This is a genomic window from Exiguobacterium antarcticum DSM 14480 (assembly GCF_000685865.1).
Lineage (GTDB): Bacteria > Bacillota > Bacilli > Exiguobacteriales > Exiguobacteriaceae > Exiguobacterium_A > Exiguobacterium_A antarcticum.
On record NZ_JMKS01000005.1, the window covers coordinates 538354 to 564044 of the forward strand.

A 25691-nucleotide genomic window follows, 5' to 3' on the forward strand; every position below is an offset into this window, starting at 1 on the left:
GAACTGATAAATCGAGGAGGAATGCAACATGGTCAATGAGCAACGTGTGCTCGACACATTTTTAGAATTGGTCCAGATTGATTCGGAATCAAAAGAAGAGGCCCGCATCTGTGCCCACTTGAAAGACACATTCACGGCACTTGGATGTGACGTGTTTGAGGATGATGCCTCAACGAAAACCGAACATAAAGGAAATAATTTGATCGTCACGCTTCCGGCAACAAAAGAAGGTGTCGATAAAATTTATTTCACTTCCCATATGGATACGGTTTTTCCAGGTCAGGGAATCAAACCAATCATCGAGGATGGATACGTCAAGACGGACGGTTCAACGATTCTTGGAGCCGATGATAAAGCCGGACTGGCTTCATTAATCGAATTGGTTCATGTCTTGAACGAAACGAAACAACCGCACGGCAAGATTCAATTCGTCATCACGGTCGGCGAAGAATCTGGGTTAGTCGGTGCGATGGTCTTGGACCCGTCTAAAATTGATGCCGATTATGGGTTCGCCTTAGATTCAGATGGAAAAGTTGGAGACATCATCACGGCTGCCCCGACACAAGCCAAAGTGAATGCCAAAATCTATGGTAAAACAGCGCATGCCGGTGTTGCTCCAGAAAAAGGGATTTCAGCGATTACGATTGCAGCCAAAGCAATCGCTAGAATGCCGCTTGGTCGAATCGATGAAGAGACGACGGCCAACATCGGACGTTTCAGCGGTGGGGGACCATCAACAAACATCGTCTGTGATTATGTCGAAATCTTTGCGGAGGCCCGTTCGCTTGTCGCTCCGAAAATGGAGGCGCAGACAGCGAAGATGAAAGCGGCGTTTGAAGACGTGGCAGCTGAGTTTGGTGGACGTGCGGAAGTCGAAGTCAAAGTCATGTATCCTGGTTTTAAATTCGAAGCAGGGGATCAAGTGGTCGAAGTCGCGAAGGCGGCAATCACACAACTTGGACGGACTCCACGTCTTTTACAGTCTGGTGGCGGATCAGATGCTAACGTCATCGCAGGATTCGGTATCCCGACGGTTAACCTGGCAGTTGGTTATGAAGATATTCACACGACGAACGAAAAAATGCCGATTGAAGAACTCGTCAAAACGGCAGAACTATGTGTGACATTGGTCGATTACATCACAAATAAATGATGGAACACTAAAAAGAGTGTACCGCGACATTGCGGTACACTCTTTGTTCGTTTACGATTAAGTTAATTGAGGACGTTCGAAATATTCCATTGACTCAAGAATTAGTTCTTCCGTACATAGTAAGACCGTTGCGATTTCTTGAAGTTGAATCGATTTTCCGTATTGTTGCCGATAGTTCTCGTTCAATAAACGAGCAGCCTGTACGACACGTGCATAAGTCCGTTCGATTTTGGTCATGGAAAAACCACCTTTCGAATCAGTATAGGTTCATTTTAACATGCTTTTGTCTGAGAAAGGTGTATTTTGTGTATAAAAAATGCTAATTTTGTGAAAAGGGGAAAAAGATGGAATTTTATTTTTTAGGGACAGGTGCAGGGATGCCGTCAAAACAACGGAATGTCTCATCAATCGCACTCCTGCATCCGAAAATGACATGGTTGTTTGATTGTGGAGAAGCGACACAACATCAGATGTTGCATAGCCCGATCAAGCCGCGGAAGGTCAGTACGATTTTTATCACCCATCTGCATGGGGATCATATTTTTGGACTGCCTGGTTTTATCAGTACACGAGCAGCACTTGAAGGAACGACACGATTGACGATCTATGGTCCAAAAGGGTTGCGAGAATGGTTGGAAGCGACCTTACGCGTGACAGGAACGTACTTACGTTATCCGCTCGACATCATTGAAGTCGAAGCAGGGCAAACGTACCAACAAGAAGGATTTCGAGTGACGGTCGAAGCACTGGAACATCGCTTTTTGGCGTATGGCTACCGTATTGAAGGGGAGGAAGAAAAAGGAGCATTGCTTGTCGAGGCGTTACAAGAGTTAGGGATTCCGTCTGGTCCACTCTATCGACGAATCAAGCAAGATTCGATGTTTGTCTTTGACGGGGTCGAGTATCAGTCAGCTGACTTTTTAGGAACGCCCAAACCGGGTGTGAAATTAGCTATTTTAGGAGATACAATACCTTGTGCCGGAAGTATCCGCTTGGCGCAAGAGGTCGATGTCCTCGTGCATGAGGCGACATTTGCTGATTCGGAAGAGGATCACGCCGGACGGTTCGGCCATTCGACGGCGCGGCAAGCAGCAGAGATTGCAAGGCAGGCACAAGCAAAAAAATTACTGTTGACGCATATTTCTGCTCGATACGTCGATCAGGAACAACGATTGGAAGCGGAGGCACGGGAAGTATTTCAAGAGTCATACCTCATGATGGATCACCAATCTGTCGTGATTAAGGGGTAAACAACATGGACTTTCTCATCCAATGGTCACTCTTTTTGTTGGCAAGCATCATTCTTGGTTTCTTTTTAGAAAAACGAACGGAAAAAGAACAGTATTTGTATTTGAAGTTTGTTTTTTATGCCTGTTTGGGAGCGGTTTCGTTTCCGGTATACGACATCCAGCTTCCGCTTGGCATCATCATATTTTTGATTGTCTTGCACCCGAAGAAAAATTCGCGTTATAAACGGTATATGGCCTTATTCGGATTTCTTTTTTTCCTGCTCCAATTAATTCTAGGACCGTTCGATACGTTTACACTTCGAGAAGAAACCCAGCAAATGGGTCAGGTCACGATCACGGACGAATCGTTTGATACTTTGATGGATCATATCGATCGGCGGATCGGGGATGATTCGTTACGACTGGAGCAAAGTCAATTGTTGTTTGATCAAGGTGGTAATCTGCGAAATGCAACGTTTGAATTGATCGCGAAAAGTCCCAAACGATTCATCCGGTACGAGGTGTCGTATCAAGAAGTCACGGGGACCTTAACGTATCGGCCGCGGGAAGAAGTATTGACACGTTCCTTGGAATCGTATTATCAAAAGTTGATCGATGCGTCGGCCTCGTTTCAGACGTTACAGACGTTGTCGATCAAACAGATTCTACACGAATCAAAAACGCCCTACGTCGAAATGGACCTCGATGGTCTGTACGAAACGTTCAGCTTACAGGATGCGACGGTATTGTTGATCAATGACAAAGGAGAATTGACTCCTTACGTCAACACAGGAGAAGATGTCCTCGCGAACGCTATTCGCCTGACCTATCTACGTTCTGACGGGCAATCGTTACAAGATAAAAAAATTCTTTTATATAATTATAGTTTTGAGACATCCAGACGAAAGGGAGTCGTACGATGAAAAGATGGATCCTTATCAGCGGTATCGTCCTGCTTGCAGGATGTGCGGACCAATCAGCAGATCAAGCAGCTGAACCAAAGACGTGTGAACGGTCGGTCGAAGTATCGGTAATCGATCATGCGCATGATAAGACGCTATATGAAAAAGACATGTGTCTCAAGGCATCCGAGACGGCGCTTGATGCGTTAGAAGAAACGAATCTTCCGGTCGTCAAAACCGGTAAGGGTGAGATGACTTATGTGACGGCAGTCGACGGCATTCGAGAAAAATCTGCCGGAGCGGGTAGTGGCTGGGTATTTGGTGTCAACGAAAAACCGGGACAAGTCGGTGCAGGAGCGTATGAACTAAAAGACGGTGACCGACTGGAATGGCGATTTGAAAAAGATGCAATGGCTTATTTTCAGTAAGGCAGAACGGGAGCGACTTCATCCGCTGAATGTCGCTCTTTTCGTAGTGGCGATGTTATCGGTCCCGTTCTTTCTACACACACATCTTAGTATGTTATTGCTACTAGTAGGACATGTGTTATTTTTCATCTGGCTTCGTCAGTGGGGAATCTTTCGTTATTTGTGGTTGCCGCTGATTTATATCGGGATGATGTACTTCCCACTTCTCGGTGGAGGTGCAGTTGACTCATATGGAATCTGGCTGACCGGTTTGAAGGTTGCCGTGTTCGTGACATCGAGTCAGCTCACCTTTACGTTGGTTCGGTTGGAACAGATGGGTCCTTTGTTTCGGATTTTGCCGCGTCTGACCCGTTTGACCGGGATGGTTTTAGCCATCTTACCGTCGTTACTACGGACTTGGCCGGAAGTGAAGATGAGCCATCCGAATCAGCCGTTAGCAGTCAAGATGGAACGGGTCGCACTCTATCATCTTTTACCGATTGAAGCGGTCCCAAGTGGATTACGACACTTTAATCGGGCTGATTTTTTCATGGGCCTACTAATCGGGATCCTGTTTTTATTGATGAGGACGCCCCTTGCACCCGGAGCCGCTGCTTTTTTGCCCGTACTGCTGATTTTCTCAAAAGGAGGGATGCGTGATGCCTACTATCATTACAAACGAAAGCGGCTCGCTTGAGTTACTTGAACAATTAGCCGGTGCCGCTGGGGCACAGGTCCTGTATCCTGACCGTTTGTTACATGGTCGCGTCCGGGACGTACTGGCGACGAATAGTTTGTTTGTCGCGGGAGAACTGGCGACGTTACTTGGGTTAGAAGCTTTTTTTGATCGGGAGACAAGTGAACTGTCTTCCGGAGAACAGCAACTGGTGTCCCTTGGACATAGCTTGTCTTTTTTGCCCAAGGTGATTTTTTTAGCAGAACCCTTTTTATTTTTGGACCAGGTCCGCAAAGCCCGTTTGATGGCTTTGTTTAAAGACATCGAACAGCGATTTTCGTGTCACATCACCTACTCGGTGACACGGCAACAACCGTTGATCCGGAACCCTGTGCCGGAGCCTGTCATCGGGCCGGTCATCGACGAGATGTTTCGGATTCAACACCGGTATCCGTTACAGACCAAATATGCGTTATCGATCGAACGGTTATCCTTCCACTCAGGCGAGCGGGTCGCCTTGATTGGTGCCAACGGAAGCGGGAAATCAACGCTGCTGCGTCTGCTGCTAGGGGTCGATCGTCCTCTTTACGGTAAAGTGAAGCGGACCGGTGACAAACGCTACCTACCTGCACACCCGGCACTTGCACCTGCCGTGAGCGAACGAACACTTCCGTTCACCGAACAGAAACACCGGTTGTTGGAACAAATCACTTGGACGGAAGCAGCCTATTACTTTGATGAACCGACAGCTGGTTTGACGGATTCACAACGGATGCTCTTTATTCAAAAAATGTCTGAACATCCGCAGGCATTAATCGTCTTGGCGACACATGATCCGGATGTGATCATTCATGCCACTCGAATCGTCTATCTTGTACAAGGTGAGATTGCATTTGACGGTCCGACGTCGGTGTTCACCCAGCAGAGCAGGTTATACGCATGGGATTGATCCTATCCGCAGTCGTCGCCATCAGTGTACTTATCCTTCGTTTTGAGTCCCGTCCGGTTTCTGAACCGATGCTTCGTTTCGTAGCGCTCGTCACGGCGGCCGCAATCGCAGGACGGCTTGTGTTTTCCGGTATCCCGAATGTGCAGCCGGCAACAGCATTAGTCCTCTTAGTAGCGGCTTGTGTCAGTCCGGTGGTCGGAACGATCGTCGGCCTGCTTGTCGTCGTGTTGACGAGTCTGTTTTTAGGGAGCGGTCCGTTTGTATTGTTTCAAATCATGGCTTACGCAGCGATTTGTCTTGCTTGTCTCCTGCCGGGCATGCAACTCAGGTGGATGTTGTCGTTGTATGGTCTAGTCGCCGGCTTTTTGTATGGATGGATCAGTAATTTAGGTTTTTTGATTTTTACGGATTTTTCGCGAGAGGCGTTTTGGACGTTACTGCTGTCAGGGGGTGTGTTTGACCTGATGCATGGCGTCTCGAATCTGATTTTCATCTGGTTGTTACACCCGATTTTTTTACGGATTTTGCATTCGTTTGACGGAAATCAGGGTACATAATAAGTAATCCCATTAGATCGGAGTGAAGCGTGATGATCGGTTCGGCGCTGTCCATAACTTATCTCGTGTTGTTGTTACTTATTGCGGGTTTCGGTCTGTTATTTGGAAGTATTCTGTTGCTGAAACAAACAATTCGGGGACGCTATGCGGGGTTTTACCTGATTGCAGCCGCGATTTTTCCGGCGGCGATGCTCATCACTTCGGTCGAAGGAGGACTGGTCGGGCATCTGTTTTTTGAAACCAACCTCTTTTTATCGATTGTCGCCTGGCTGTTAGTACTCTCGAGCGGTTACATGGTCATGGTGACAGCAGCTGTCACGCTTCGGTATGTCTACCGCTATACGTCGATTCTGAAAATACTTCAAAAATGGTGGACCCATCGTTTTCATCGTCCGAAACCGAACTGATCCAACAGCAAACGGGACTGACTCATAAGTCAGGCCAAAATCAATCCTTGTGACGGACGGTTCGACATCCTCACTTTCCATACTTTCCATGGGCGGAAGGTAAGCCGCGGCAGCCCACATTCCATGCGGTCATGCCGGGTCTTACCTATTCCTGCCGGAAGCGCCAATCACGCTTCCTTTCCCCATAGGAGTCGAGGATGAACGTTTCCGTCCTCTATCAATCAAATGGCCGATGATTCCATCTTTCGCGGAATCATCGGCCATTTCTATGCAAATTCTTATTGTTCACGAAGGAAAAGGGAGGTGGATTTCCGGTGTTTGATCCGGAAATCCACCTCCCTTCATTCATTTTAATCGAGAGACGTCCTTATTTTTGAGTCAGCCCCGTTTTTTGAGTAGGTGTCAGCTCGAAAAAGCGGCTTCTTCTTCCGGCGTTTCTTGTTGTTGTTGATCCGGATTTTGAATTCGTCCGGTCACTTCCGTCAATAGGCGACGGGGGAGGAATTTAGCGAATGTGACCATCGCCCGGTTGCTCGCTCCAGGTACGACGACACGTTTCCCTTTGAGGGTCCCACGGTAGCCGGCGAAGGCAACGAGATGCGACGGCATACTTTTGAACGGTAACGTGATTTGGGCACGATCAAAAAAGTTCGTATCGGTTGGTCCAGGGCAGAGGCATGTGACCGTGACACCAGAACCATCCAGTTCCGAGGCAAGCGCTTCTGAAAACGACAAGACATAGGCTTTTGTCGCGTAGTAGACACTCATGTAAGGACCAGGCATGAAGGCAGCGACAGAAGCGACGTTCAAGATGCGACCAAACCCGCGATCAATCATGCCCGGTACTAAGCGCTTCGTCAGTTCCGTCAAGGCGACGACGTTGACGTGAATCGAATTGATGTCTTCCGATGGATCAATTTCCGCAAAACGGCCTGACGTCGCAAATCCCGCATTGTTGAATAATAAATCAATCGTCAGTTCATGTTCTTCCAGGTAACTGAGGACATGGGAGACACTGTCCGGTTGTGAGAGATCTGCCGCAAACGTATACGCTTTGATTTGATAGCGTTTTTCAAGGACATGTTTTAATTCTGTTAATTTTTTTTCGTTTCGGGCGATCAAGACACAATCAAAACCGTCGCGTGCCGCCAATACCGCCAGATCAAGACCGATTCCACCTGAAGCACCTGTAATCAAAGCTGTTTTTCGTAACATATTAAATCCTCCATTCGATTGATAACTGATTCTCTAATCTGTATCTTTCCCTATTGTTCCCTTGATTCCTGCTCGATAAGCATCTCCTTTTGGAAGTCATGCCATTCGCTGTATGATAAGGTCAGTGAAACAATCACAGAAAGTGAGTGGAGCAGCTTGAGAAAAAATGTCACGATTGCCTTATTGTTAGCTACGTTTTTAGCAGCCATTGAAGGAACGATTGTCGCGACGGCGACACCTGTCATGGCGAGTGAACTAAATGGAGCAAAACTCGTCAGTTGGATTTTTGCCGGATTTTTACTATTCATGGCGGTCTCGACCCCGATTTATGGGAAGATGGCCGACTTATACGGCAGAAAACGTGTCTTGCTGTTTGGAATCGGCGTTTTTACAGTCGCATCGCTCGCGTGTGGTCTGGCCCAGACGATGGAAACCTTGATTCTATTCCGCGCCGCGCAAGGGATCGGAGCCGGTGCTGTCTTGCCGATTGCGATGACGATCATCGGGGATTTGTATACATACGAAGAACGGGGGAAAATTCAAGGGATCTTAAGTGCGGTTTGGGGAATTTCCGGTGTCGCAGGTCCACTGGTCGGTGGGTTTTTAGTCGAGACATTGTCCTGGCGCTACATTTTCTTACTGAACGTGCCGTTCGCCCTGATTTCATTTGTCATGATTGTGGTCTTTTATAAAGAAACGGTCACGGAAACGTCGCGTAAGATCGATTATCGGGGCGCCGTCTTGTTTGCGACCGGCATGAGTGCCCTATTGTATGGATTATTATCCGGTAGTGAATCGGAAAACTTTTTCCGTCCCCTCATATTAATCAGTTTTGCCGTAAGTGCCGGACTTTTATTTTGGTTTTACCGGGTTGAAAAAAAGGCGACGGATCCCTTGTTGCCACCAGCCGTCATTCGCCATCCGGTGATTCTGGTCATCAATTTGGCTGTGTTCTTTTCGGCTTGGGTTCTCGTATCGATGTCAGCGTACATTCCGATTTTTGCTCAAGGTGTGTTAGGGAAAAGTCCAACCGAAGCAGGATTCATGTTGATGCCGTTATCCTTATTTTGGACGATTACGGCCATCATCGGCGGACGGACGATTGGGATTGCCTCACCACGTTACCGGACGATGACCGGAATGGGCCTGTTGGTCATCGGGATGCTGATTCTAATCTCGATCAGTCGAGAGTCGAGTGATGTGTTCATTTATCTGGCGGTTTCCCTGATTGGCATTGGATTTGGTCTGGCACAACCGGTCTTCATGGTCGTCTTGCAGACATCTGTCGATTGGTCACTTCGTGGGTCAGCGACTGCCGTCAACTCCTTTTTGAGTACGACGGGTCAAACCCTTGGCGTTGCCTTGTTTGGTACGTTGTTTAACCTCTCGATCATCCAGGCTTTTTCCGATTCACCACTCTTGACAGGGTACGCGATCGATCCTTTTTTCCAGTCTGGAACAGCAAGTAAGTACGGAACAGATGTTCAGGTGGCAGCAGAACAAGCGTTAGCAAACGGGTTACACCTCGTGTTCATCGGAGGACTCGTCTGTGCGGTTCTTGCCTTTTTGATGACGTTCCGTCTGCCGAAAGTGCGTCCGGAAGATCCGACTAATTAAAAACACCAACGAGATGTCCTTTTTTAAAAGGGCGTCTCGCTAGCGTGAGTCTGTTCATTCAGAAGTCGTGGCAGCCTTTTGGTTGGCAAATTGTTCGCGGATGTCTTGTTCATTTCGACGGAGGAATAACCCGATTCCAATCAGTAATAAAGAAGCACCGGTGATTTGGATCCAGGTCAACGACTCTTGGAACAGGAAATACCCGAAAATCATCCCCCAGACGGCTTCACCGAGAATCGTGATGCTGACGATGCTGGCACTGACCCGTGACAAGGCCCAGTTGAATAGGTTATGGCCAAGTAACGTTGGAAAGACGGCCAGCAAAATATAAATGCGCCAATCGATTTGGAACGCAGCAACTAAGTTGACGGATTGAATGAGCGAAAAAAGTAACAGGACGATGGAAGCGACGGCATAGACACCAAACGAATATGTATTGGTCGAGACACTTGTCCGGACGTGTTGTCCAAGCAACCAGTAACCGGCGACAAGGATTGTCGCAAGTAACGCCAGTCCATCTCCAATCAAGGCCCGAGGACCAACTGCGATATCACCATAGGCGACAAGTCCACCCCCTAGTAGGGCGATACCTACAAAAAATAAGGCCTTCCGCGAAGGATGTTGTTTAAAGAAAATCGCGTTGCCGATTAAAACAAAAATCGGGCTGGCGGTCACGAAGAGCGTCGAGCTGGCAACTGTCGTATAATCAAGGGAAAGAAACCAGAGCCAAAAGTGACCCGCTAAGAGAATACCACTCAAGATCATATGCCGGATCGTCGTTGAGCTGAGGCTCAGCAATTCTTTTAAGTGGATCAACGGCAACAGCAATAATGTTGAAAACAACATCCGGAAAAAAGCGACGGCTTCAATCGGCGTTTCGGCCCACTTGACGAAAATGGCCGATGTTGAGATGAAAAAGAGTGCCATGAATAAAGTGAAATAGGGCATGAGAACCTCCGCGTGTCTGAAGTAAGGGAATGAGGGTGAATCAATGCAATTAATCATTGCGGAAAAACCAAAACAAGCTGAAAAACTTGCAGTACCATATCCATCGGTCAAACGAGACGGATACATTGAGATCAAGCCGTGCGAACGTTTTCCCGCGGGCGCGAAACTTGCGTATGCCGTCGGACATTTGTGCGAATTGCAAGAGCCGGCGCATTATGACGCCAAATGGAAACGATGGAATTATGATCATCTTCCGATCATTCCGGAACGGTTTGATTACCGGTTGTCCCGTGGAAAAAGCAAAGCGTTTCAAGTCATCAAAAAATTACTGAATGAACGAACGACAACTTCCATCATTATAGCATCGGATGCCGAGCGAGAGGGAGAGGCAATTGTCCGATTGATTCTCCGGCTTGCGAATAACGCCAAACCGATCCAACGCCTTTGGATTTCCAGTCTGACACCACAAGCCGTCGATCATGGGTTTGCGAATTTATTAGACGGGAAGGAAACAGAAAACTTATTCCATGAAGCGATGAGCCGTGCCTGTGCTGACTGGTTGATCGGGATGAATGCGTCCCGCGCCTATACGACGCTCCTGAAGAAAAAAGGAATTGCCGATGTTTTTTCATTGGGACGGGTCCAGACGCCGACCTTATCGTTGATCGTCGAGCGGGAAAAACAGATTGAAACGTTCCGACCGGAAACCTTTTTTGAGGTCGAAGCGGATTTCGCGCGTTACAAAGGGAAGTACATCAATGCGAAAAAACAGACAAAGATTACAGACCGCGAGTTGGCAGAGAACATCGTAGCGCGGACGAAGGGAACGGCCGTCGTCGCGACGATTGATAAAACGGAACAAGTGGAAAAACCGCCGTTTTGGTTCAGCTTATCGCTGCTGCAAACGGAAGCCAGCCGGCGTTTTGGCTTAGGAGCAAAAGAGACGCTCGATATCGCCCAAAAACTCTATATCCGGGGCTGGATCAGTTATCCGCGGACCGATTCATCGTTTGTCTCAAAAGACGAAGCGAGTCAATTTCCGGTGATTTTAAAGCGACTGCTCAAGCAACCGGAATATACGGAATTGACGGATATTGTGACACAAAACATCACGAACAATAAACGCTATGTCAATTCAGCAAAGGTCAGTGATCACTACGCGATCATCCCAACGGAAGAGGCGGGCGCAGTTGCCAAGTTATCTGGACGTGATGCACAAGTCTATGACTTGATCGTCCGGCGATTTTTAGCAGCATTTGCACCAGATGCCCGGTCTGAGAAAACGGAGATCATCACGGAACGTGAGCAGGACCGGTTCATCACAAAAGGAAGCCGATCGCTTGAGCTCGGATTCAAACAAGTCTTGAAAATCGAAGCAAAAGAGCTGGATTTACCGGCAGTCGAAATCGGACAACAGATGCCGATCAAAAGTGCCAAACTGTTAGAAAAACAAACGGAACCACCCAAACGGTATACGGAAGGAACGTTGATTCTTGGCATGAAGACGGCCGGGAAAGTTCTCGAAAACGAACTCCAAGCCATCATGAAGGAGATTGAGGGACTCGGAACAGAAGCGACACGAGCCGGCATCATTGACGGGCTGAAGCGCCGCGACTATATTCAGGTCAAGAAAAAAGAAATCCATCCGACGGCAAAAGGACGGATTTTGATCGAAGCCGTCAGCGGAAGTATCCTTGCCTCACCGGAGATGACGGCGAAGTGGGAAAGTCGTCTGGATCAGATTGGCAAAGGGGAAGCATCAGCCGCCCAGTTCGTGGAACAAGCGAAAAAATTATCGCAACACCTGGTCGAAGACGCGAAAACACGTGTCGAGCAGCTGGACGTCGACCCGAGTCAAGTCCCGGCCAAACGGGCACGGGGCGCGACGAACCGTCCGGTCGGTATCTGTCCCGTCTGTCAGGCGGAACTGCTTGATCGTGGAAAATTTTACGGTTGTAGTGCCTATCAGAAAAACAACTGTGGATTTACGTTGCCGAAAACGATTCTTGGCGCCCGTCTGACACAAACAGAATTAAAAAAGGTATTGGCTAATGAGAAAACAAAACCACTTGAGATGAAGAAGAACGGACGGACGTTCCGGGCGATGTTATATCTGGAACAGAATCAGCTGAAGTTCGAGTTCGTGAAGGGAGAATCTTGATGTATTACGATTTGATGGAAAATAAAACGTTTATCCCAACGTTTGAACGCTTTTTGAAGGAAGGGACGAAACTGACCGTCTGGTTTCCGAACGACGTGACGGTCGGACCGGCGGATGAGTTGATCGGAGAAGCCGAAGAGTTATTCGGGGTGACGGCGGAAGTCATCGATGATCCGCAATCTTATGGAAAAACATTGTTGTTGCCGTACTTGACGGAACGCGAGACACGAGATGATGATTTTGTGCGTTATGAAACAGTCATGACGGAAGAAGTCAAAGCGATTTTACGGGAACTGACGTTACCGATGATGACAGACGGTGACTTCGCCGTCCTCTATTCCTATCAGATTGATCTACCGGATGGATTTTTATTCGTCGAGGATTGGTTTAATGCGGAAGTTTCGTTAAAAAACTGATAAAAAATAAACGTGGGGCTGACTCATAAGTCAGGTCAAAATCAATCCTTGTAACGGACGTTTCCACCCTCCATCAATCAAATGGCCGATGATCCTATCTTTTAAGGGGTCATCGGCCATTTCTATGCAAATTCGTATTGTTCACGAAGGAAAAGTGAGGTGGATTTTTCCAAAAAGGAAGCAAATACGCCAGTTTTTTGACATCTGTTTGTAACATACAACCGTTTAGATTAAAGTTGGATGAAAAGTAATGTTTTTTGAGCATATTTAGTGGAATTCAGTTCAAAAGCTTTAAAATGGAGTGTAGAATCGAACACATGTTACATCAGAGAAGGAGGAAAATGAATGAAGTCATGGCTTAATCGAACGATCGGACGGCAAATCATGTCTGCTTTCTATATGATTATCTTGACGCTCGTGTTGACCTCCGGTGGCGTTTATTTTTATACGAAAAACCAAGTCCAGGATTCGCGTCAGGAATTATTGAGCTTAAACGACCACCGGACACGAGCGACGAACCTATATGAATCGTGGCAAAGTCTTCAATACGAAATGCGTGGATTCGTCCTGTTAGGGGATGAGGCGATGCTCGAAGAAATCGAGCGGAAAAAAGACGCGATTAATCAACAAACAACGTGGTTCGAAAAAAATGCGCGTTTTAAAGAAGAAAAGCAATATGCAACGGATGCACGATCGTTATACAGTGCTTACACGCAACGCGTCATGCCTAGCCTGACGAACTATGTCGTGGCTAAAAAAGACGGTGACGTGACAGAGCCGTTTTTGCAGATGGCGACGCTCGGCAAAGTCACACAAGCCAAAACGCTTGATCCGGACCGGAAGTTCAACATCCAAACAAAAAGTGCAGCGGATATGAGCTCGAGCATCGTTGATATGGAAACGGTCTTTACGGAGTATCGCAACTCGCTGAACCAGCAAGAGTTGGCGGCACAAGAAAAGCTGGGGAAACAAGTAAATGCTTCACAAATTCTTGGATTCATCAATTTAGCTGTTCTTGTCCTCATCATTGCGTTACTAGTTCGTCCGTTTGTTGCGAGACTGACCCGTCAATTACGTCAGTTGAATCGAGAGAGCAGCCGCTTGGCACAAGGCGAAGATGCGACGCCGATCGAAGTCTTGAATGCAGAAGATGAGATTGGTGAACTGACGACGACCTTTAATCAAATGGCCGCATCGATTTCCGCTCAAAGGATGCAACTGGTCTCAAATAACGATGAACTGCAAAGCCAGCAAGAAGAACTCGTCGCACAACAAGAAGAATTGCAGACACAACAGGAAGAACTCGAAGAAGCACTTGATCTCACGTTACGTAACGAAACCCATCTTCGTTATCGCAACGAATTGACGGAAACCCTTGCTTCCCGTGAAACCTTGACGGCGTATCCAGCTATCATTGAGAAACTGATTACGATCACCGATGCGGAACTGGGGGCAATCGTCTTCCTCGAAGAAGACGAGTATACGGATATCGTGTCGTACGGAATGACGGTTGATCAGGAACGGAAACTCGTGACGTCCTCAATGTCGTTACTCGAGCGGGCACGGATGCATAAGCGGGCGGTTCGGTCGACGAAACAGGTCACAAGTAATCATCCGCTTCCGTATCCATACAGCATGTACGAAACCGTTGTACCGGTGATGGATCCGTCAACGAATACGATGATCGCGAGCATCTATCTCGTTCGTTATCGTGATCAATTTAATGATGACCAGACCGAAGAAATCTGGTCGTTCTCGCGTCAATTGGCATTATCCTTATTACGGATGCGTGTCTTTGACGAAATCGAACGTGAACGTGAGAAAACCTCGAAGCTGTTGCACTCGATCCGTGAAGCCGTCATCTACATCGAAGGCGGAAAAATCTTTGCCAATAAACCGTTGTTGGCGTTGTTCCACCACCCGGCACATGATCAGTTCAACGACGACGGTTTGATGACGCTTGATGTCAAAATCGAAGAGTTGGCCGTCCAAGTCGACCAACATGAAGCGTTTTTGGATTATATGGATCGTGTGTGCAGTCATGAGATACCGACTGAAGGATTGTCGTTATCACTCAATAAAGAAGAACGGTTCGTCCAGGTCTATGCGGAAGGGATTCATTACGGTGGTCGATTCCGCGGAACGATGCTCGTCTTACGTGATGTGACGATAGAGACGGGAATCGATCGGATGAAGTCAGAATTCGTATCGACGGTCTCCCATGAACTCCGGACACCACTCGCCTCGATCTTTGGCTACACGGAATTGATGCTTGCGAAAGATTTGCCGGAAAATCGACAACAACGCTACTTGACGACGATTCATACCGAGACACAACGTCTGACGAGTCTCGTTAATGATTTCCTCGACGTTCAGCGGATGGAATCGAGCCAACAGCAGTATCATTTCAAGGAGCTTGACCTTGCGAACTTGATTCAGGAAGTGGCAGAATTCCAAGCGGGTTCAGCGACACATCATGAGTTGAGTCTCGAGACGGGGGATGAACCGGTGCGACGGGTCGAAGCGGATGAAGCGAAGATGCGACAACTGTTTGGAAATCTGATCAACAACGCCATCAAGTATTCACCGGATGGCGGACAAGTTGAGTTAAGACTTGAAGAATTAGACGATCGGTTACGCGTCACGATTACGGACGAAGGTATCGGCATTCCGCGTCAAGCGTTACCGGAGTTGTTTGGTAAGTTTTACCGGGTTGATAATTCCGACAGCCGGAAAATCGGCGGGACTGGTCTTGGTTTGGCGATTTGTCAAGAAATCGTCCGGGCACATGAAGGGTTGATTCATGTGGAATCGACGGAAGGGAAAGGTTCGGTCTTTACAGTCGAACTGCCATTCGTTCAAGCAGATGTATTGCTTGAAGAAATCATTGAGGCACCAACATTTTCAAACAGCCAGCTTCGTAAACGATAAGTGGCGTTCCAAGTGTTGATGAGTACAGCAAAGACAGCAAGTTCTTCGGAACAAGCTGTCTTTTGTTTTGGGGAACGAAAGTGGATTGCAACTCAAGCGAAACGGGAAAATGATTTGTAAGAAACTACTCATTCTAATCAGAAAAGGAGTTGTTTTTAGATGAATCCTGTCCGTCCTCCTTGTTAAGTCGTGTTGCGTCGAAATATCCGGATTCTTTACCTGATTCGCTTTGCGACAGCTTGTATTCCGGCCTATGTCATCGAGCGGTTGTTCTGGGAGCAACGCGGGATGACGATTCAAGATGTCATCTATGCGGAAATCGTCTTCGCGTTGACGCTGGTCGTGTTGGAAATTCCGTTTGGTCTGATGGTCGACCGGTTTGGTCGTAAGATGGGTATGATCATCGGTACGTTGTTTGAGTGCCTCTCATTTATTGTTCTGCTTCATGCCTTCAGTCTGTCGTCCTTTTTAATCGCGATGGTACTTGCGGGAATCGGAACAGCTGCCATCAGCGGGACGGAAGACGCGTTGTTGTACGAGTCGATGCAACAGACCGGAGCAGGTGATCGGTTCGAGCAGACGGTCGGGCGAATGAACGCGGTTGGTCTTGGGACGGCAGGCGGGGCCGCTCTGATGGGGGCGTGGCTCGCGCAATCGTTTGATTTGATTACCCATTATTATATGTCCTTCTGTTTTTTAGTCTGTGCGGTGTTGGCGAGTTGTCTTTTGTCGGACACACACAGTGCACCGCAGTCGACCGAACGAACGAATGACAGTGGATGGTATCGTTTGGTGAAAAATCCGTCGTTTCTCCGCATCGTCTCGTTCACCGTCATGTTTGGTACGACGATCACCTTTTTGGATGAGTTTTGGCAACTGTATGTCCGGGATCAGGGGATTGCAGTTTCATGGTTTGGTATCATTCTGATCAGCTTAATGATGGCTCAGGGTATCGGTAATCTGTTGCCGAAACCAACAGGTCCGTGTACGGTTCTTTGTTATCTGTTGCTGCTGTATATGAGTGGAATTCTTCTGCTCGCCGTAATGGACGGCAGCTGGTCGCTGTTGGTGCTAATCGGTATTTTTTTGATCTATGGGTGGTCGGAACCTGTTTTGACGACGTTGTTGCAAGACTGTTTGCCGGACGAACGTCGGGCGACAGGCAGTTCGACGGTCTCGTTCGTCGAGAGTCTCGCGACGATGGCGGTGGGACTCGGTTTCGGACACATCAGCCAGGCGATCGGTTTAAACGGGGCGTACTTTTACCTCGGTCTGACCGGTCTGTTGCTGGGACTCGGAATGATGTTTGTCTTGCGGATAAGGGGAAAATAAGCCAATTCGGATTTTAGAAGGCTTACTTTTTCCTGTAGGAGTTGCGTGAAGAGAGTAATTCTTTTTTTACGAGATGAGGGTGGCAGACTTGTAATCTGCCACCCTCATCTGTGTCGAGATTGACTTTTTAGTCAGCCCCGGATTGTATTCAAAACATGGATCGATTACGAAACGTGGCGTTCCGCGGATGCGGAGACGGACTGTTGAAGCCGCCGTGCCGCAGGAAGCATTAACAGCGCGATGACAGCGGCAATCCAGTACACGATTTCGATGTTCAAGCGGTCCGCAAGCAGACCAAACAGTAAACTGCCAAGACAAAAACTGAGGGTGTAGACGGTTTGCTGCATGCTGTACACATAAGGTAAGCGGGCGATGGGTGTAGCTTCCTGCAACCGGGTGTTCATGTCAATGGCCCGTAATTGACTGGCTGCGCCTTGTACGATACAGGCAACGATGGCAAACACGACATGCGGTGCCGAGGCGAAGAGGACCGTCGCACCAATCGATAATACGACGCTGCTCAGCAACAAGGGCGTCCGCTTCGTGCGACGGAGCATATAGTAACTGCCGCCGATCATGCTGAGCAGGTAAAAGGCATTGAGAATGCCCCACCAGCTGCCGGATAATGCGAGATGCGTATCGATATAAACAAGAAACAACGCTGAGATCCAGGCGGTGCTCGCAAACGCATCGATGCCAAGTAACGTCGTATTGAGACGGGCAGCCGGATGCGTGCGGGTATATCGAAAACTGGATTGAAATGTTGGCGATTCGTCCGAATCTTCGACCGGATCAGCCAGTTGACGCACTTGACGATGAAACAACGTTGTCCAAAGGGTCGCTCCGATAAACAAGCCGAAGGAAATCATCAAAACAAGATGCGGCGAACCAACACTGACGAAAATGGCTCCAAGCGGCCACATCACGAGTTGGACGACTTGATTGGTTCCTTGGACCAAACTGTTTGCTTTTTGTAAATCATCGGTGATCCGAGGCAGGAAGGCACTCTCGATGGGACGTGCAAAACCATCGAGGAACGCAATCCAAACGACGCACACGAGAAGAGAAGCAAGGGGAAGATCGAGAAAAACGATCAGTCCCAGTGTGACGGTTTTAATAAGTTGGCTAAACAACAGCAAGGATGCATGTCGAAAACGTCGTGCAAGAGAAGCAAAGAAAAATCCGCTCATGGTCATGCCTGCTGTCACGGCAATCGGAAACAAGGCAGCTGTACTGGCTTGACCCGTTTGTTGGTAAAGGGTAGCGATGAGCGCGACGATGTAGAGCGCATCTCCCGCATTCGCTACCCACTGGCTGACCAGTAAAGTTGTAAATCGGTTCATCTAAAAAACCTCCACATCGTTCGTATTTAGTTGGTGGATGGATCAATAGATGGATTTACATCGGTCGCCCTCATTTCGTATTTTTTGATTGTATAAGGAAGATAATGGATTGTCAACGTTATCATTGATGTTATCGGGGTTTTAGACCGGTCGTTGTTTTTTCAACGCCCGCATATTGAGCAAAACGAACAAAGTCATGAAACCAGTCAAAACGATTAAATCAATCCAAATATCCGTGAAACCAGCGCCTCGGATCATGATGTTTTGCAAGGCGTCTGCGGCGTAGGTCAACGGCATCAAACGATTGATGACTTCCACCCAAGTCGGAGCATCGGTCAAATCAAAAAGTCCACTGAAAAAAATCTGCGGAACGATGGCGAGCGGGATGAACTGAATCAGTTGAAATTCCGTCCGGGAAAAACTCGACAACAGTAAACCGAGTGATAAGGCAACGCTGGCCGTCAAAAGATTTACGAACAAGAGCAGGAAATAGTTTCCTTCCTGCGTCACGTTCAGAACGTTGACGATAAACAATTGAATGAGGATCGTCTGAATGGTCACGAACAAGAAAAATCCGACGAAATAACCGAAGACGATGCTCGACCGTTTAAGGGGAGTCGCAAGCGTTCGTTCAAGTGTTCCGCTGGAGCGTTCCCGCAAAAAGCTGACACCGGCAATGATAAAGACAAACAAGAAGATGAAGAATCCCATCAAGGCGGGCGCGATTTGATCAAACAATTCCGCATCCGGACTACCGTACAAAAACTGGATGTCCGGTTTAGCGGTCGGAGGCACGACAGGGGACGGAGCGTCGAACGTCTGGTTCGTCAACTCGGTGAGTCGCTGTTGCAACTGCTTGACGGTCTCCGAAAGTTTTGTGTTCGTCGCGGTTGCCTGTTGTCCCTGAATCGTGATCAACGTCTCTTGAATGACTTGGAGTGCCGCGGCATTTTTCGAGACATCGCCACCTTCTATCAAAATCTCCGGTTGACCATTCTGATAGGTGATCAAGGCTTCAATCCGTTGATCATTGATCGCGTCCATGCCTTCGGCTTCCGTTTTAAAAGACTGTGTCTCGGTTTTGGAAGCTAATGTGTCTGCAAAGGCAGACGGTACATCAACCGTTCCGATTGTCACGTCGTCGGAACTCGACCCGAGAATCGTCGACAGTAAAAAGAGGACGAACAACGGAGCAAGGAACATCATCGCAATCGTTCGTTTGTCCCGGAAAATTTGGGAGATGAGACGTTCAGCTACCGTCAGAATTTGCATCATACTCGCTCCTTTTGAATGAAAGCTTCATCGATGGAACCAAAACGTTTAATCAAATCATCGGGGGTACCGGCTTCGATTAGACGACCATGTTGGATCAATAATAACCGATCGCAACGCTCCGCTTCATCCATGACATGTGTCGTGACGAGTACCGTTACACCGGACTGGCGCAGTTGTTCAAACTCATGCCAAAATGTTTTCTTAAGCGCGGGATCAATCCCGACCGTCGGTTCATCGAGCAACAGAAGACTCGGTTCGTGGATCAAGGCGATGGCCAGACTGAGCCGCCGTTTCATTCCACCGGAAAATTGATGGATCGGACGATCGGCATCTTTCTTCAAATCGACGAATTCAAGGACGGTTTCGATGCGCGCTCGAAGACGTGCTTTTTTTAAACCGTATAGTTTTCCGAAATACCGCAGATTTCCGCGCGCCGTTAAGTCTTCGTAAAGCGCATCCGACTGCGCCATGTAGCCGATGTTCTCCGCTTGGGCGAGCGAGGGTTGTTTTGTGCCGAGAACCATGATCGTTCCGGTCGTTGGTTGTTGCAGACCAATTAACGACTTAATTAAAGTCGTTTTTCCGGAACCACTCGGACCAATTAAACCGACAATTTCACCTTGACCAATCGAAAACTGGACATCGCTCAAGACCGTGCGTTTCCCGAACGTTTGGGAGTAATGGGTTACGTCAATCATACGATCACATCCCTTCTACTTCTTTATACCCGCTTCGACACCCGATGATGAATCTTCCGCATGTTTTTTTCCTGAACGTGGACGGTCCCACAGTAAACGCACCGTTACATAAAAATAGACGGCAGAGATGATGTAAAACAGACTGCCGATCGTTAAAAAATCAATCAGATAACCGGCAGCGATGATTCCAAGTGCCGACCATAAGGATGTCTTGAAATGATAGCGTCCGATTGTCCGGCCAATCGTCGTCAAGGCAAGTTCCTGCCGGGCCAGGATTGTTTTTTCCGTGTTCTTTTGCAACGCACCAAGTATCCCCATGATGATTTGAATCAGGTAGACGTGGCTGATGGACGTCACAATCGGTACGCACAATAAAACCAGTGCCATGCCAAACGTGTGGGTGACAAGCAACGACCGGTCGCCGAACCAGTCACTCAGACGACCGATTCCGAGGTAAGCGAACGCTGAAGTCAGCGTGAAGAGACCGTAGGCCAGACCAAACTGAGCATAGGAATCGCCAATTTGCCGGACAAGCAATAAATAAAACGGAAAAATGATACTGCTGCTCATTAAAATCATGCTTTGAATACGAACAAAAAGTGAATAGTTCATCATCGTCTCCTTACTTAAAATAGTCGAGATAAAATTGATTCATGAAAAGTCCATCGGGATCCTGCTGTTGTTTGGCTTCTTTGAAAGAAGCAGCATTCGGATACGCGTCATGGAACTGCTTGCGTGTTGCGAACGGATAGTACGGCAGGTAGTAACTGCCCTGATGTGCGAGTGTCGCATCAATCAACTTTTGGACAATCCGTTTCGTTTCGTTGATCGATACCGGATCCGTTTCCGTATTGATCAGCCAGACGAGGGCAAACATATCCTGTTTCGCATAGGACAAGGCAGCTGTTTCATCCTGCTCGACATACCGGATCGTGATATTCAAGACATTCAGTTCCTCGGCTGTCAAAATCGACCGCAATTGATCGATGTACGAGACAAACGAATCAACCGGCACGAAGTATTCCTGGAGTAATTCGGTTCGACCCGGACTCGTATATTCCATAAACGCACTGTCGGAACGCATGACATTGTTACGGGATTCGAACGTTCCACTCTGCTTCAGGAAATACGATTTCTGAAATGACCAAAGCTGATTTTTTCCGAAGTCGCTGTACCGGGAGATGCCGAGTAATGCTTTCGGCAAAGCGATGATGGTTTCTTGCTTGAGCGGTTCCTCTTCAATCGGAGTTGTCCGCTCTGTTTTACGATAGTTCGTGACATACATGTCTTTGAAAAATCCGTCCGGCGCGACAGAAATACGTCCGATGTGCATACGGACGTCATCGTCACCGAGGACATGTTGCCGGAAATAAGCCGGATAATCCTGATAATTCAAGGCAACAGTTTGCTCGGCGTACCATTCATCGTTTGTCAGTTTCAAAGTAACGTCCAAAATGATACCGAAGAGACCATATCCGCCGGGGACCAGGCGGAATAAATCCGCATGTTCCGTCCGGCTGACGTTGACGACGGAACCGTCCGCTTGCAACAGTCGAAACGAATCGACCGTATCAAGCAGGGAACCGTAACGGATATCCCGGCCGTGGACATTGACGCTGAGTGCGCCGCCGACTGTAAAGATATTCTGCGACTGCATGACTTGAATTGCCAGACCGTCCGGCTGAATCCGGTCTTGAATTTCACCCCAGGTGGCGCCGCTTTGGACGGTAATCCGTTTCGTTCTGGGAGTATAGTCTAGAATCTGATCGTACTTGGTCATATCAAGGACTGTCGTGTCCGGCAGATATGTCTGCCCGCCTTGACTGTGTTGCATACCGGCAATCGACACCGTCTCCTGGCGTTGTTTTGCTTGCTCAATCCAGGACTTCAGGTCATCCGTCGAAGTTGCCGACCGAATCTGTTTGACACGGGTCGGGAGTAATTTCGACTGGTCGGAACTGGTCAGGACCGGATGTTGATAGGCCCAAAGTGAAAAACTAAAAACCGTCATATAAACTACCATGACGGTACCAACAGCTATTCGTTTCATTGTTTATAGGTCGGCGGAGACCTGTGACTTCAGTCATGTGAGGAGCCGACCTCCACCTCCTTCTAGTTGGATGTCGACGAGCCATGTCGTCGCTCTTTCAAGTAGTGTCAGTTTCTTATGGAAGCGGATTTATGAACACGGACTCCTTGTAGCGTCCTAAGATCGAAATAGCCGGTCTTACGTCTTCCGAAAACGAAACACGTCTGTCCCTCGTAGTGTACCTTGTCGAACAGTTGATAACCGTGGACAAAACGCTCCGCTTTGTTCGCCTTTCTCTTACCCTTTTTACCGATGGTCATCTTATGCAGTTGACGGTTGTTCGCGCGTACCTGTCGGAAAAGATACGACACCTTCGGTTCTTCCGGTAATGGATTCCCGCTGATGCAACGTGCGTCGACAGCATGACGCTTCTCGAGTCCATTTTGAATGCGTATGTTCTTCGTGAGGAAGCCATAGGTCAGTTTGACGTAAGGATACGTTTCTTTGACAGCATTGTAGATGAACCAACGCATGACTGTCATCTGCGAGGCATCACGGAAAGAACGTGATTTACGTTGGAAAAGATGCTCCAGTTTTTCCTTGTGAATCTTCTTGTGGCACGTCTCACAGAGTGTGAGGAGATTATCTGGTGCATCCCCACCAGTGCGACGGCTTTCGATATGATGGACGTTCAAGATCTTGTCCTTCGATTTTCCTTTGCAGTGCTGACAGATGTGCTTGTCTCGGAAGAAGACATATTCCCGGACGTTCCAAAAACCGAGTTGGTCTCCCTTCTGATACAGATCACCCGATATGTCAGGACTCTTGATCTTTTGGATGTCGAACTGAGCGACTTCAATCGTTAGATGTTTGATCGGCAACAGACGATGAATCATCCGGATGAGTTTCAGATGGGCATCGACTTTATGCTGAACGGATGGCGCAAGCCACCCTTTGGGTTTCTTACGATTAAGAAAACGCGCTTGACGGTAACGTGTCTTCCGGCTTCTTCTTGCGCTTCGCATGGCACGTCGTGTCGCCAATAGGTCTTGGATGTCGGTACGCAGTTGTACTTCTCCTTCGAGCAATACCTTAGTGGATGTTGTCGCTGAGAAACCGATATGTTTCGTTCCGGCATCAACGCCCAGTGAAATTTCTTGCTTATATCCACTTGATCCGAACAATAGCTGAATGGTGAATGGAGTTTGTTTGACCAACTTCGCTTTGCTATTGTGTAATAATTTTCGTGCTTTACTTGGTTTGCATGGCATCAATGGTTCACCATGATGGTTTAGTACGAAAACGAACATCACGTTTTCCTCCTACGAGTTTATTGTTCTTCGTCAATGTTGGAAGGGCTTTTTCCATCTGCAACACCGTCCCGACCCAACAGGACTTTTAATTACAGACGACAGAGCAAACGGCTAGAACGGGCACCGAGAGGTGTCATGACCCAACCAACGGAGTTCGTGAGAACTGAGACTAGTCATTTTCAGGCTTTCACAAGCCCGTCACTTTAGTGATGGGTAATTGACACATCCTCCTAGGATTTGATTGAAATGTCGACCGGATCAAATGGGTGAGACAAATGGGCTGTCGCGGCTTCCGCTTCAGCGAGGGATGGAGTTGAACTACTTATTTGTTGGCGGCGCAAGCGGTAAGCACGCTCGAGGCGGCTGGTCAGTAAGTTGGCAAAGAACACGAGCAAAGCCAAAGCGATTGCCGGAACTAAAAACAGATGGTTGATCCAGGAGACAGCAGTGAACTGAAAGAAATAATAACCGAACTGGGAAGCCCATTCAAAAATCGTTGGGGCAGCATTGCCTTCAAACAAGACAAGTGTTCCACCGAAAAATAAGCCGAACAACGAGAGGTGGATTAAGACCATCAATGTCTGGACAAACTGTTGCATGAAGACAATCGTCAAGGTCGGCAACAGGTGCGGCCAAATATGTATCCGGAATTGATAGTCCGGACGCCCACCGAGTGTTCGGGCGACAAGCATGAACTCTTGAGCGAGCAGTTGCCGGGTTTCACCGATGAAATACAGAACGAGAGCCGGTAAACCGAGTAACGTCAAGACACTGATTTCAAGGAAGACACGGGAGAGCGTAGACGGAATCTGTGCAGGATCGATGAACTGGAAAGCCGGTAACAGAACAAATAACGCAATCAGCGAAATCGGGATGATCAAGAAACCGTCTAACAGAAGTCGTAATACCGTATACAGCCGTTTCTTCCGAAAAGCGAGCGGAATGCCAATCAGCAGCGCGAGAGCGATTCGGGCAAAGGCGATGCTGACGCAAATACCGATCGTCCACTTGGCACCTTCAATCATCACTTGAAACAAATCATTCCCGGAACGATCCGTCCCGAGCCACCGCTCCGCAGACGGTTCAAGCGGCGAGGTGGCGATAAATGTTCCATCCTTCGAATAGAGGTTCTGAATTTGATCGACCTGTCCATCACGAAATACAGAATTGGCAAAACTGAGTATCAGTAAGGTCCCGAAGAACAGCAGACACATCCAAAAGACGGGGTCACGCAATAAAACACGTCTCATGAAATCTCTCCTTTCCACGAGCGGGGGATACAAAGTTCTGCCACTGTATCCAAAATGAAAAAGGGTACATATATGAGGAGCAACAAGACGAGTAATACCGAAAAATCTTGATTGATCAAGATAAAACGGAACAGTCCCTGAACGTTAAAAGCATATTCGATGACGACCAGGCTCGACATAATCGTAATGGTGTTGGTCCGGAAAAACAGATAAAACCGATAAAACAGATTGGGCATCAATTGTTGCCAAAATAGTCGGGACGAGTGGATGCCTTTAGCACGGGCCAACTCCAGGTAGCTTGCGCTCTGTTCTTCCTGAATCCGACCGGTCAGCCACTTGATGAAGAAAAAGACGGTCGTCAATGATAAGGTCAAAATCGGCAGGAAACGGATCGAGTCTGCGAATCCGCCGGCAATTTCAATTTTATTAAATCCGGTCGTCTTAAATAAAAAAACGATGATGGACTGGGAAACAATGATCCAAAATAAATCGGGAATCATTTCAAGGAGCCGGGCGGATTGTGTCAGGATGGATCGGGTTTTGGACCCGGTCCGGTAAAACAAAAAGGCATAAAGCAACGCCACGACCGATGAACAGATCAGCGCACTGGTGAAGATGACGAGCGTTTCCTGAATGAACGGCTGGAGATCAGGCATCAGCGGTCTTTTTTCGGAAGCGGTGACATTGTAATATGTCAACGGGGCGGAAGTCGTCAACAGACCGAGCTGTTGTTGGACCATTTTGAAATAGCCCGGAAAATCCGGTCGCATCTGAACGATTAAACCCGGCAGAGCACTGATACCGACTAAAACAAGAAAAGCAAATACAAGTTGAATGGTTTTACGAATGATAAACGACGACATGTTGTTCCTCCTACACTAGC

The 25691-nt window shown here is 48.0% G+C and carries 24 protein-coding genes; 13 read left to right on the forward strand and 11 right to left on the reverse strand.

Going from position 1 to position 25691, the window contains the following annotated elements:
* Positions 1–28: 28 nt before the first annotated feature.
* The gene (locus P404_RS0114050) at positions 29–1153 is read left to right on the forward strand and encodes a M20/M25/M40 family metallo-hydrolase (RefSeq protein WP_026831082.1); all 1125 of its coding nucleotides are present in this window, start codon (positions 29–31) and stop codon (positions 1151–1153) included.
* 57 nt (positions 1154–1210) lie between these two features.
* On the opposite strand, the gene P404_RS0114055 is transcribed toward P404_RS0114050, so the two are convergent.
* Complete coding sequence (locus P404_RS0114055; protein ID WP_014969929.1) at positions 1211–1390, reverse strand: hypothetical protein; 180 nt, start codon at positions 1388–1390, stop codon at positions 1211–1213.
* Between the two features lie 107 nt (positions 1391–1497).
* On the opposite strand from P404_RS0114055, the gene rnz reads away from it, so the two are divergent.
* Genes rnz through P404_RS0114090 form a run of 7 tightly spaced genes read left to right on the forward strand, consistent with a single transcriptional unit; the run spans position 1498 to position 6280 of the window.
* The gene (gene rnz / locus P404_RS0114060) at positions 1498–2403 is read left to right on the forward strand and encodes a ribonuclease Z (protein WP_026831083.1); all 906 of its coding nucleotides are present in this window, start codon (positions 1498–1500) and stop codon (positions 2401–2403) included.
* A 5-nt stretch (positions 2404–2408) separates the two neighbouring features.
* Positions 2409–3305: a hypothetical protein gene (locus tag P404_RS0114065; RefSeq protein ID WP_014969931.1), complete on the forward strand. Its 897-nt coding sequence runs from the start codon at positions 2409–2411 to the stop codon at positions 3303–3305.
* Positions 3302–3712: a DUF4430 domain-containing protein gene (locus P404_RS0114070; protein WP_026831084.1), complete on the forward strand. Its 411-nt coding sequence runs from the start codon at positions 3302–3304 to the stop codon at positions 3710–3712. Before P404_RS0114065 ends, P404_RS0114070 begins: the two co-directional genes overlap by 4 nt.
* Positions 3690–4388: a hypothetical protein gene (locus P404_RS0114075; protein WP_014969932.1), complete on the forward strand. Its 699-nt coding sequence runs from the start codon at positions 3690–3692 to the stop codon at positions 4386–4388. Before P404_RS0114070 ends, P404_RS0114075 begins: the two co-directional genes overlap by 23 nt.
* Positions 4351–5316: an ATP-binding cassette domain-containing protein gene (locus P404_RS0114080; RefSeq protein ID WP_081578943.1), complete on the forward strand. Its 966-nt coding sequence runs from the start codon at positions 4351–4353 to the stop codon at positions 5314–5316. The genes P404_RS0114075 and P404_RS0114080 overlap by 38 nt, the downstream gene beginning before the upstream one ends.
* On the forward strand, positions 5307–5873 hold the full coding sequence (locus tag P404_RS0114085) for an ECF transporter S component (protein WP_014969934.1): 567 nt from the start codon (positions 5307–5309) through the stop codon (positions 5871–5873). The genes P404_RS0114080 and P404_RS0114085 overlap by 10 nt, the downstream gene beginning before the upstream one ends.
* Before the next feature lie 32 nt (positions 5874–5905).
* On the forward strand, positions 5906–6280 hold the full coding sequence (locus P404_RS0114090; protein ID WP_026831085.1) for a hypothetical protein: 375 nt from the start codon (positions 5906–5908) through the stop codon (positions 6278–6280).
* Between the two features lie 402 nt (positions 6281–6682).
* Here P404_RS0114090 and P404_RS0114095 read toward each other — a convergent pair whose 3' ends face one another.
* Entirely contained in the window at positions 6683–7495 is an 813-nt protein-coding gene (locus P404_RS0114095; protein WP_014969936.1) for an SDR family NAD(P)-dependent oxidoreductase, read from the reverse strand.
* Between the two features lie 156 nt (positions 7496–7651).
* On the opposite strand from P404_RS0114095, the gene P404_RS0114100 reads away from it, so the two are divergent.
* Positions 7652–9112 carry an MDR family MFS transporter gene (locus P404_RS0114100; protein ID WP_014969937.1) on the forward strand — a complete coding sequence of 487 codons (1461 nt, stop codon included), beginning with the start codon at positions 7652–7654 and terminating at the stop codon, positions 9110–9112.
* 54 nt (positions 9113–9166) lie between these two features.
* Here the strand turns inward: P404_RS0114100 and P404_RS0114105 are convergent, their stop codons facing one another.
* The gene (locus P404_RS0114105; protein WP_014969938.1) at positions 9167–10060 is read right to left on the reverse strand and encodes a DMT family transporter; all 894 of its coding nucleotides are present in this window, start codon (positions 10058–10060) and stop codon (positions 9167–9169) included.
* A gap of 43 nt (positions 10061–10103) precedes the next feature.
* On the opposite strand from P404_RS0114105, the gene P404_RS0114110 reads away from it, so the two are divergent.
* The 4 genes from P404_RS0114110 to P404_RS17705 all read left to right on the forward strand — a co-directional run bounded on the left by P404_RS0114110 (position 10104) and on the right by P404_RS17705 (position 16900).
* Positions 10104–12221: a DNA topoisomerase III gene (locus P404_RS0114110; protein ID WP_026831086.1), complete on the forward strand. Its 2118-nt coding sequence runs from the start codon at positions 10104–10106 to the stop codon at positions 12219–12221.
* Entirely contained in the window at positions 12221–12637 is a 417-nt protein-coding gene (locus P404_RS0114115; RefSeq protein WP_014969940.1) for a hypothetical protein, read from the forward strand. The genes P404_RS0114110 and P404_RS0114115 overlap by 1 nt, the downstream gene beginning before the upstream one ends.
* Positions 12638–12982: 345 nt before the next feature.
* Positions 12983–15568: a HAMP domain-containing sensor histidine kinase gene (locus P404_RS17700; RefSeq protein ID WP_081809604.1), complete on the forward strand. Its 2586-nt coding sequence runs from the start codon at positions 12983–12985 to the stop codon at positions 15566–15568.
* 189 nt (positions 15569–15757) lie between these two features.
* Positions 15758–16900, forward strand: a complete 1143-nt coding sequence (locus P404_RS17705; protein ID WP_236624415.1) for an MFS transporter — start codon at positions 15758–15760, stop codon at positions 16898–16900.
* 164 nt (positions 16901–17064) lie between these two features.
* On the opposite strand, the gene P404_RS0114135 is transcribed toward P404_RS17705, so the two are convergent.
* From P404_RS0114135 to P404_RS0114170, 8 genes are all read right to left on the reverse strand, one after another.
* Positions 17065–18243, reverse strand: a complete 1179-nt coding sequence (locus tag P404_RS0114135) for an MFS transporter (RefSeq protein WP_026831087.1) — start codon at positions 18241–18243, stop codon at positions 17065–17067.
* 141 nt (positions 18244–18384) lie between these two features.
* The gene (locus P404_RS0114140) at positions 18385–19515 is read right to left on the reverse strand and encodes an ABC transporter permease (protein ID WP_026831088.1); all 1131 of its coding nucleotides are present in this window, start codon (positions 19513–19515) and stop codon (positions 18385–18387) included.
* On the reverse strand, positions 19515–20216 hold the full coding sequence (locus P404_RS0114145; protein WP_014969945.1) for an ABC transporter ATP-binding protein: 702 nt from the start codon (positions 20214–20216) through the stop codon (positions 19515–19517). The genes P404_RS0114140 and P404_RS0114145 overlap by 1 nt, the downstream gene beginning before the upstream one ends.
* A 15-nt stretch (positions 20217–20231) precedes the next feature.
* Positions 20232–20828, reverse strand: coding sequence for an MFS transporter (locus P404_RS0114150; protein WP_014969946.1), 597 nt, complete (start codon positions 20826–20828; stop codon positions 20232–20234).
* Between the two features lie 10 nt (positions 20829–20838).
* Positions 20839–22266 carry an FAD-binding oxidoreductase gene (locus P404_RS0114155; protein WP_026831089.1) on the reverse strand — a complete coding sequence of 476 codons (1428 nt, stop codon included), beginning with the start codon at positions 22264–22266 and terminating at the stop codon, positions 20839–20841.
* A 107-nt stretch (positions 22267–22373) separates the two neighbouring features.
* Positions 22374–23555, reverse strand: coding sequence for an RNA-guided endonuclease IscB (iscB, locus tag P404_RS17710; protein WP_236624416.1), 1182 nt, complete (start codon positions 23553–23555; stop codon positions 22374–22376).
* A gap of 233 nt (positions 23556–23788) precedes the next feature.
* Entirely contained in the window at positions 23789–24808 is a 1020-nt protein-coding gene (locus P404_RS0114165) for an ABC transporter permease (protein WP_026831090.1), read from the reverse strand.
* The gene (locus P404_RS0114170; protein WP_026831091.1) at positions 24805–25671 is read right to left on the reverse strand and encodes an ABC transporter permease subunit; all 867 of its coding nucleotides are present in this window, start codon (positions 25669–25671) and stop codon (positions 24805–24807) included. Before P404_RS0114170 ends, P404_RS0114165 begins: the two co-directional genes overlap by 4 nt.
* Positions 25672–25691: the final 20 nt, after the last annotated feature.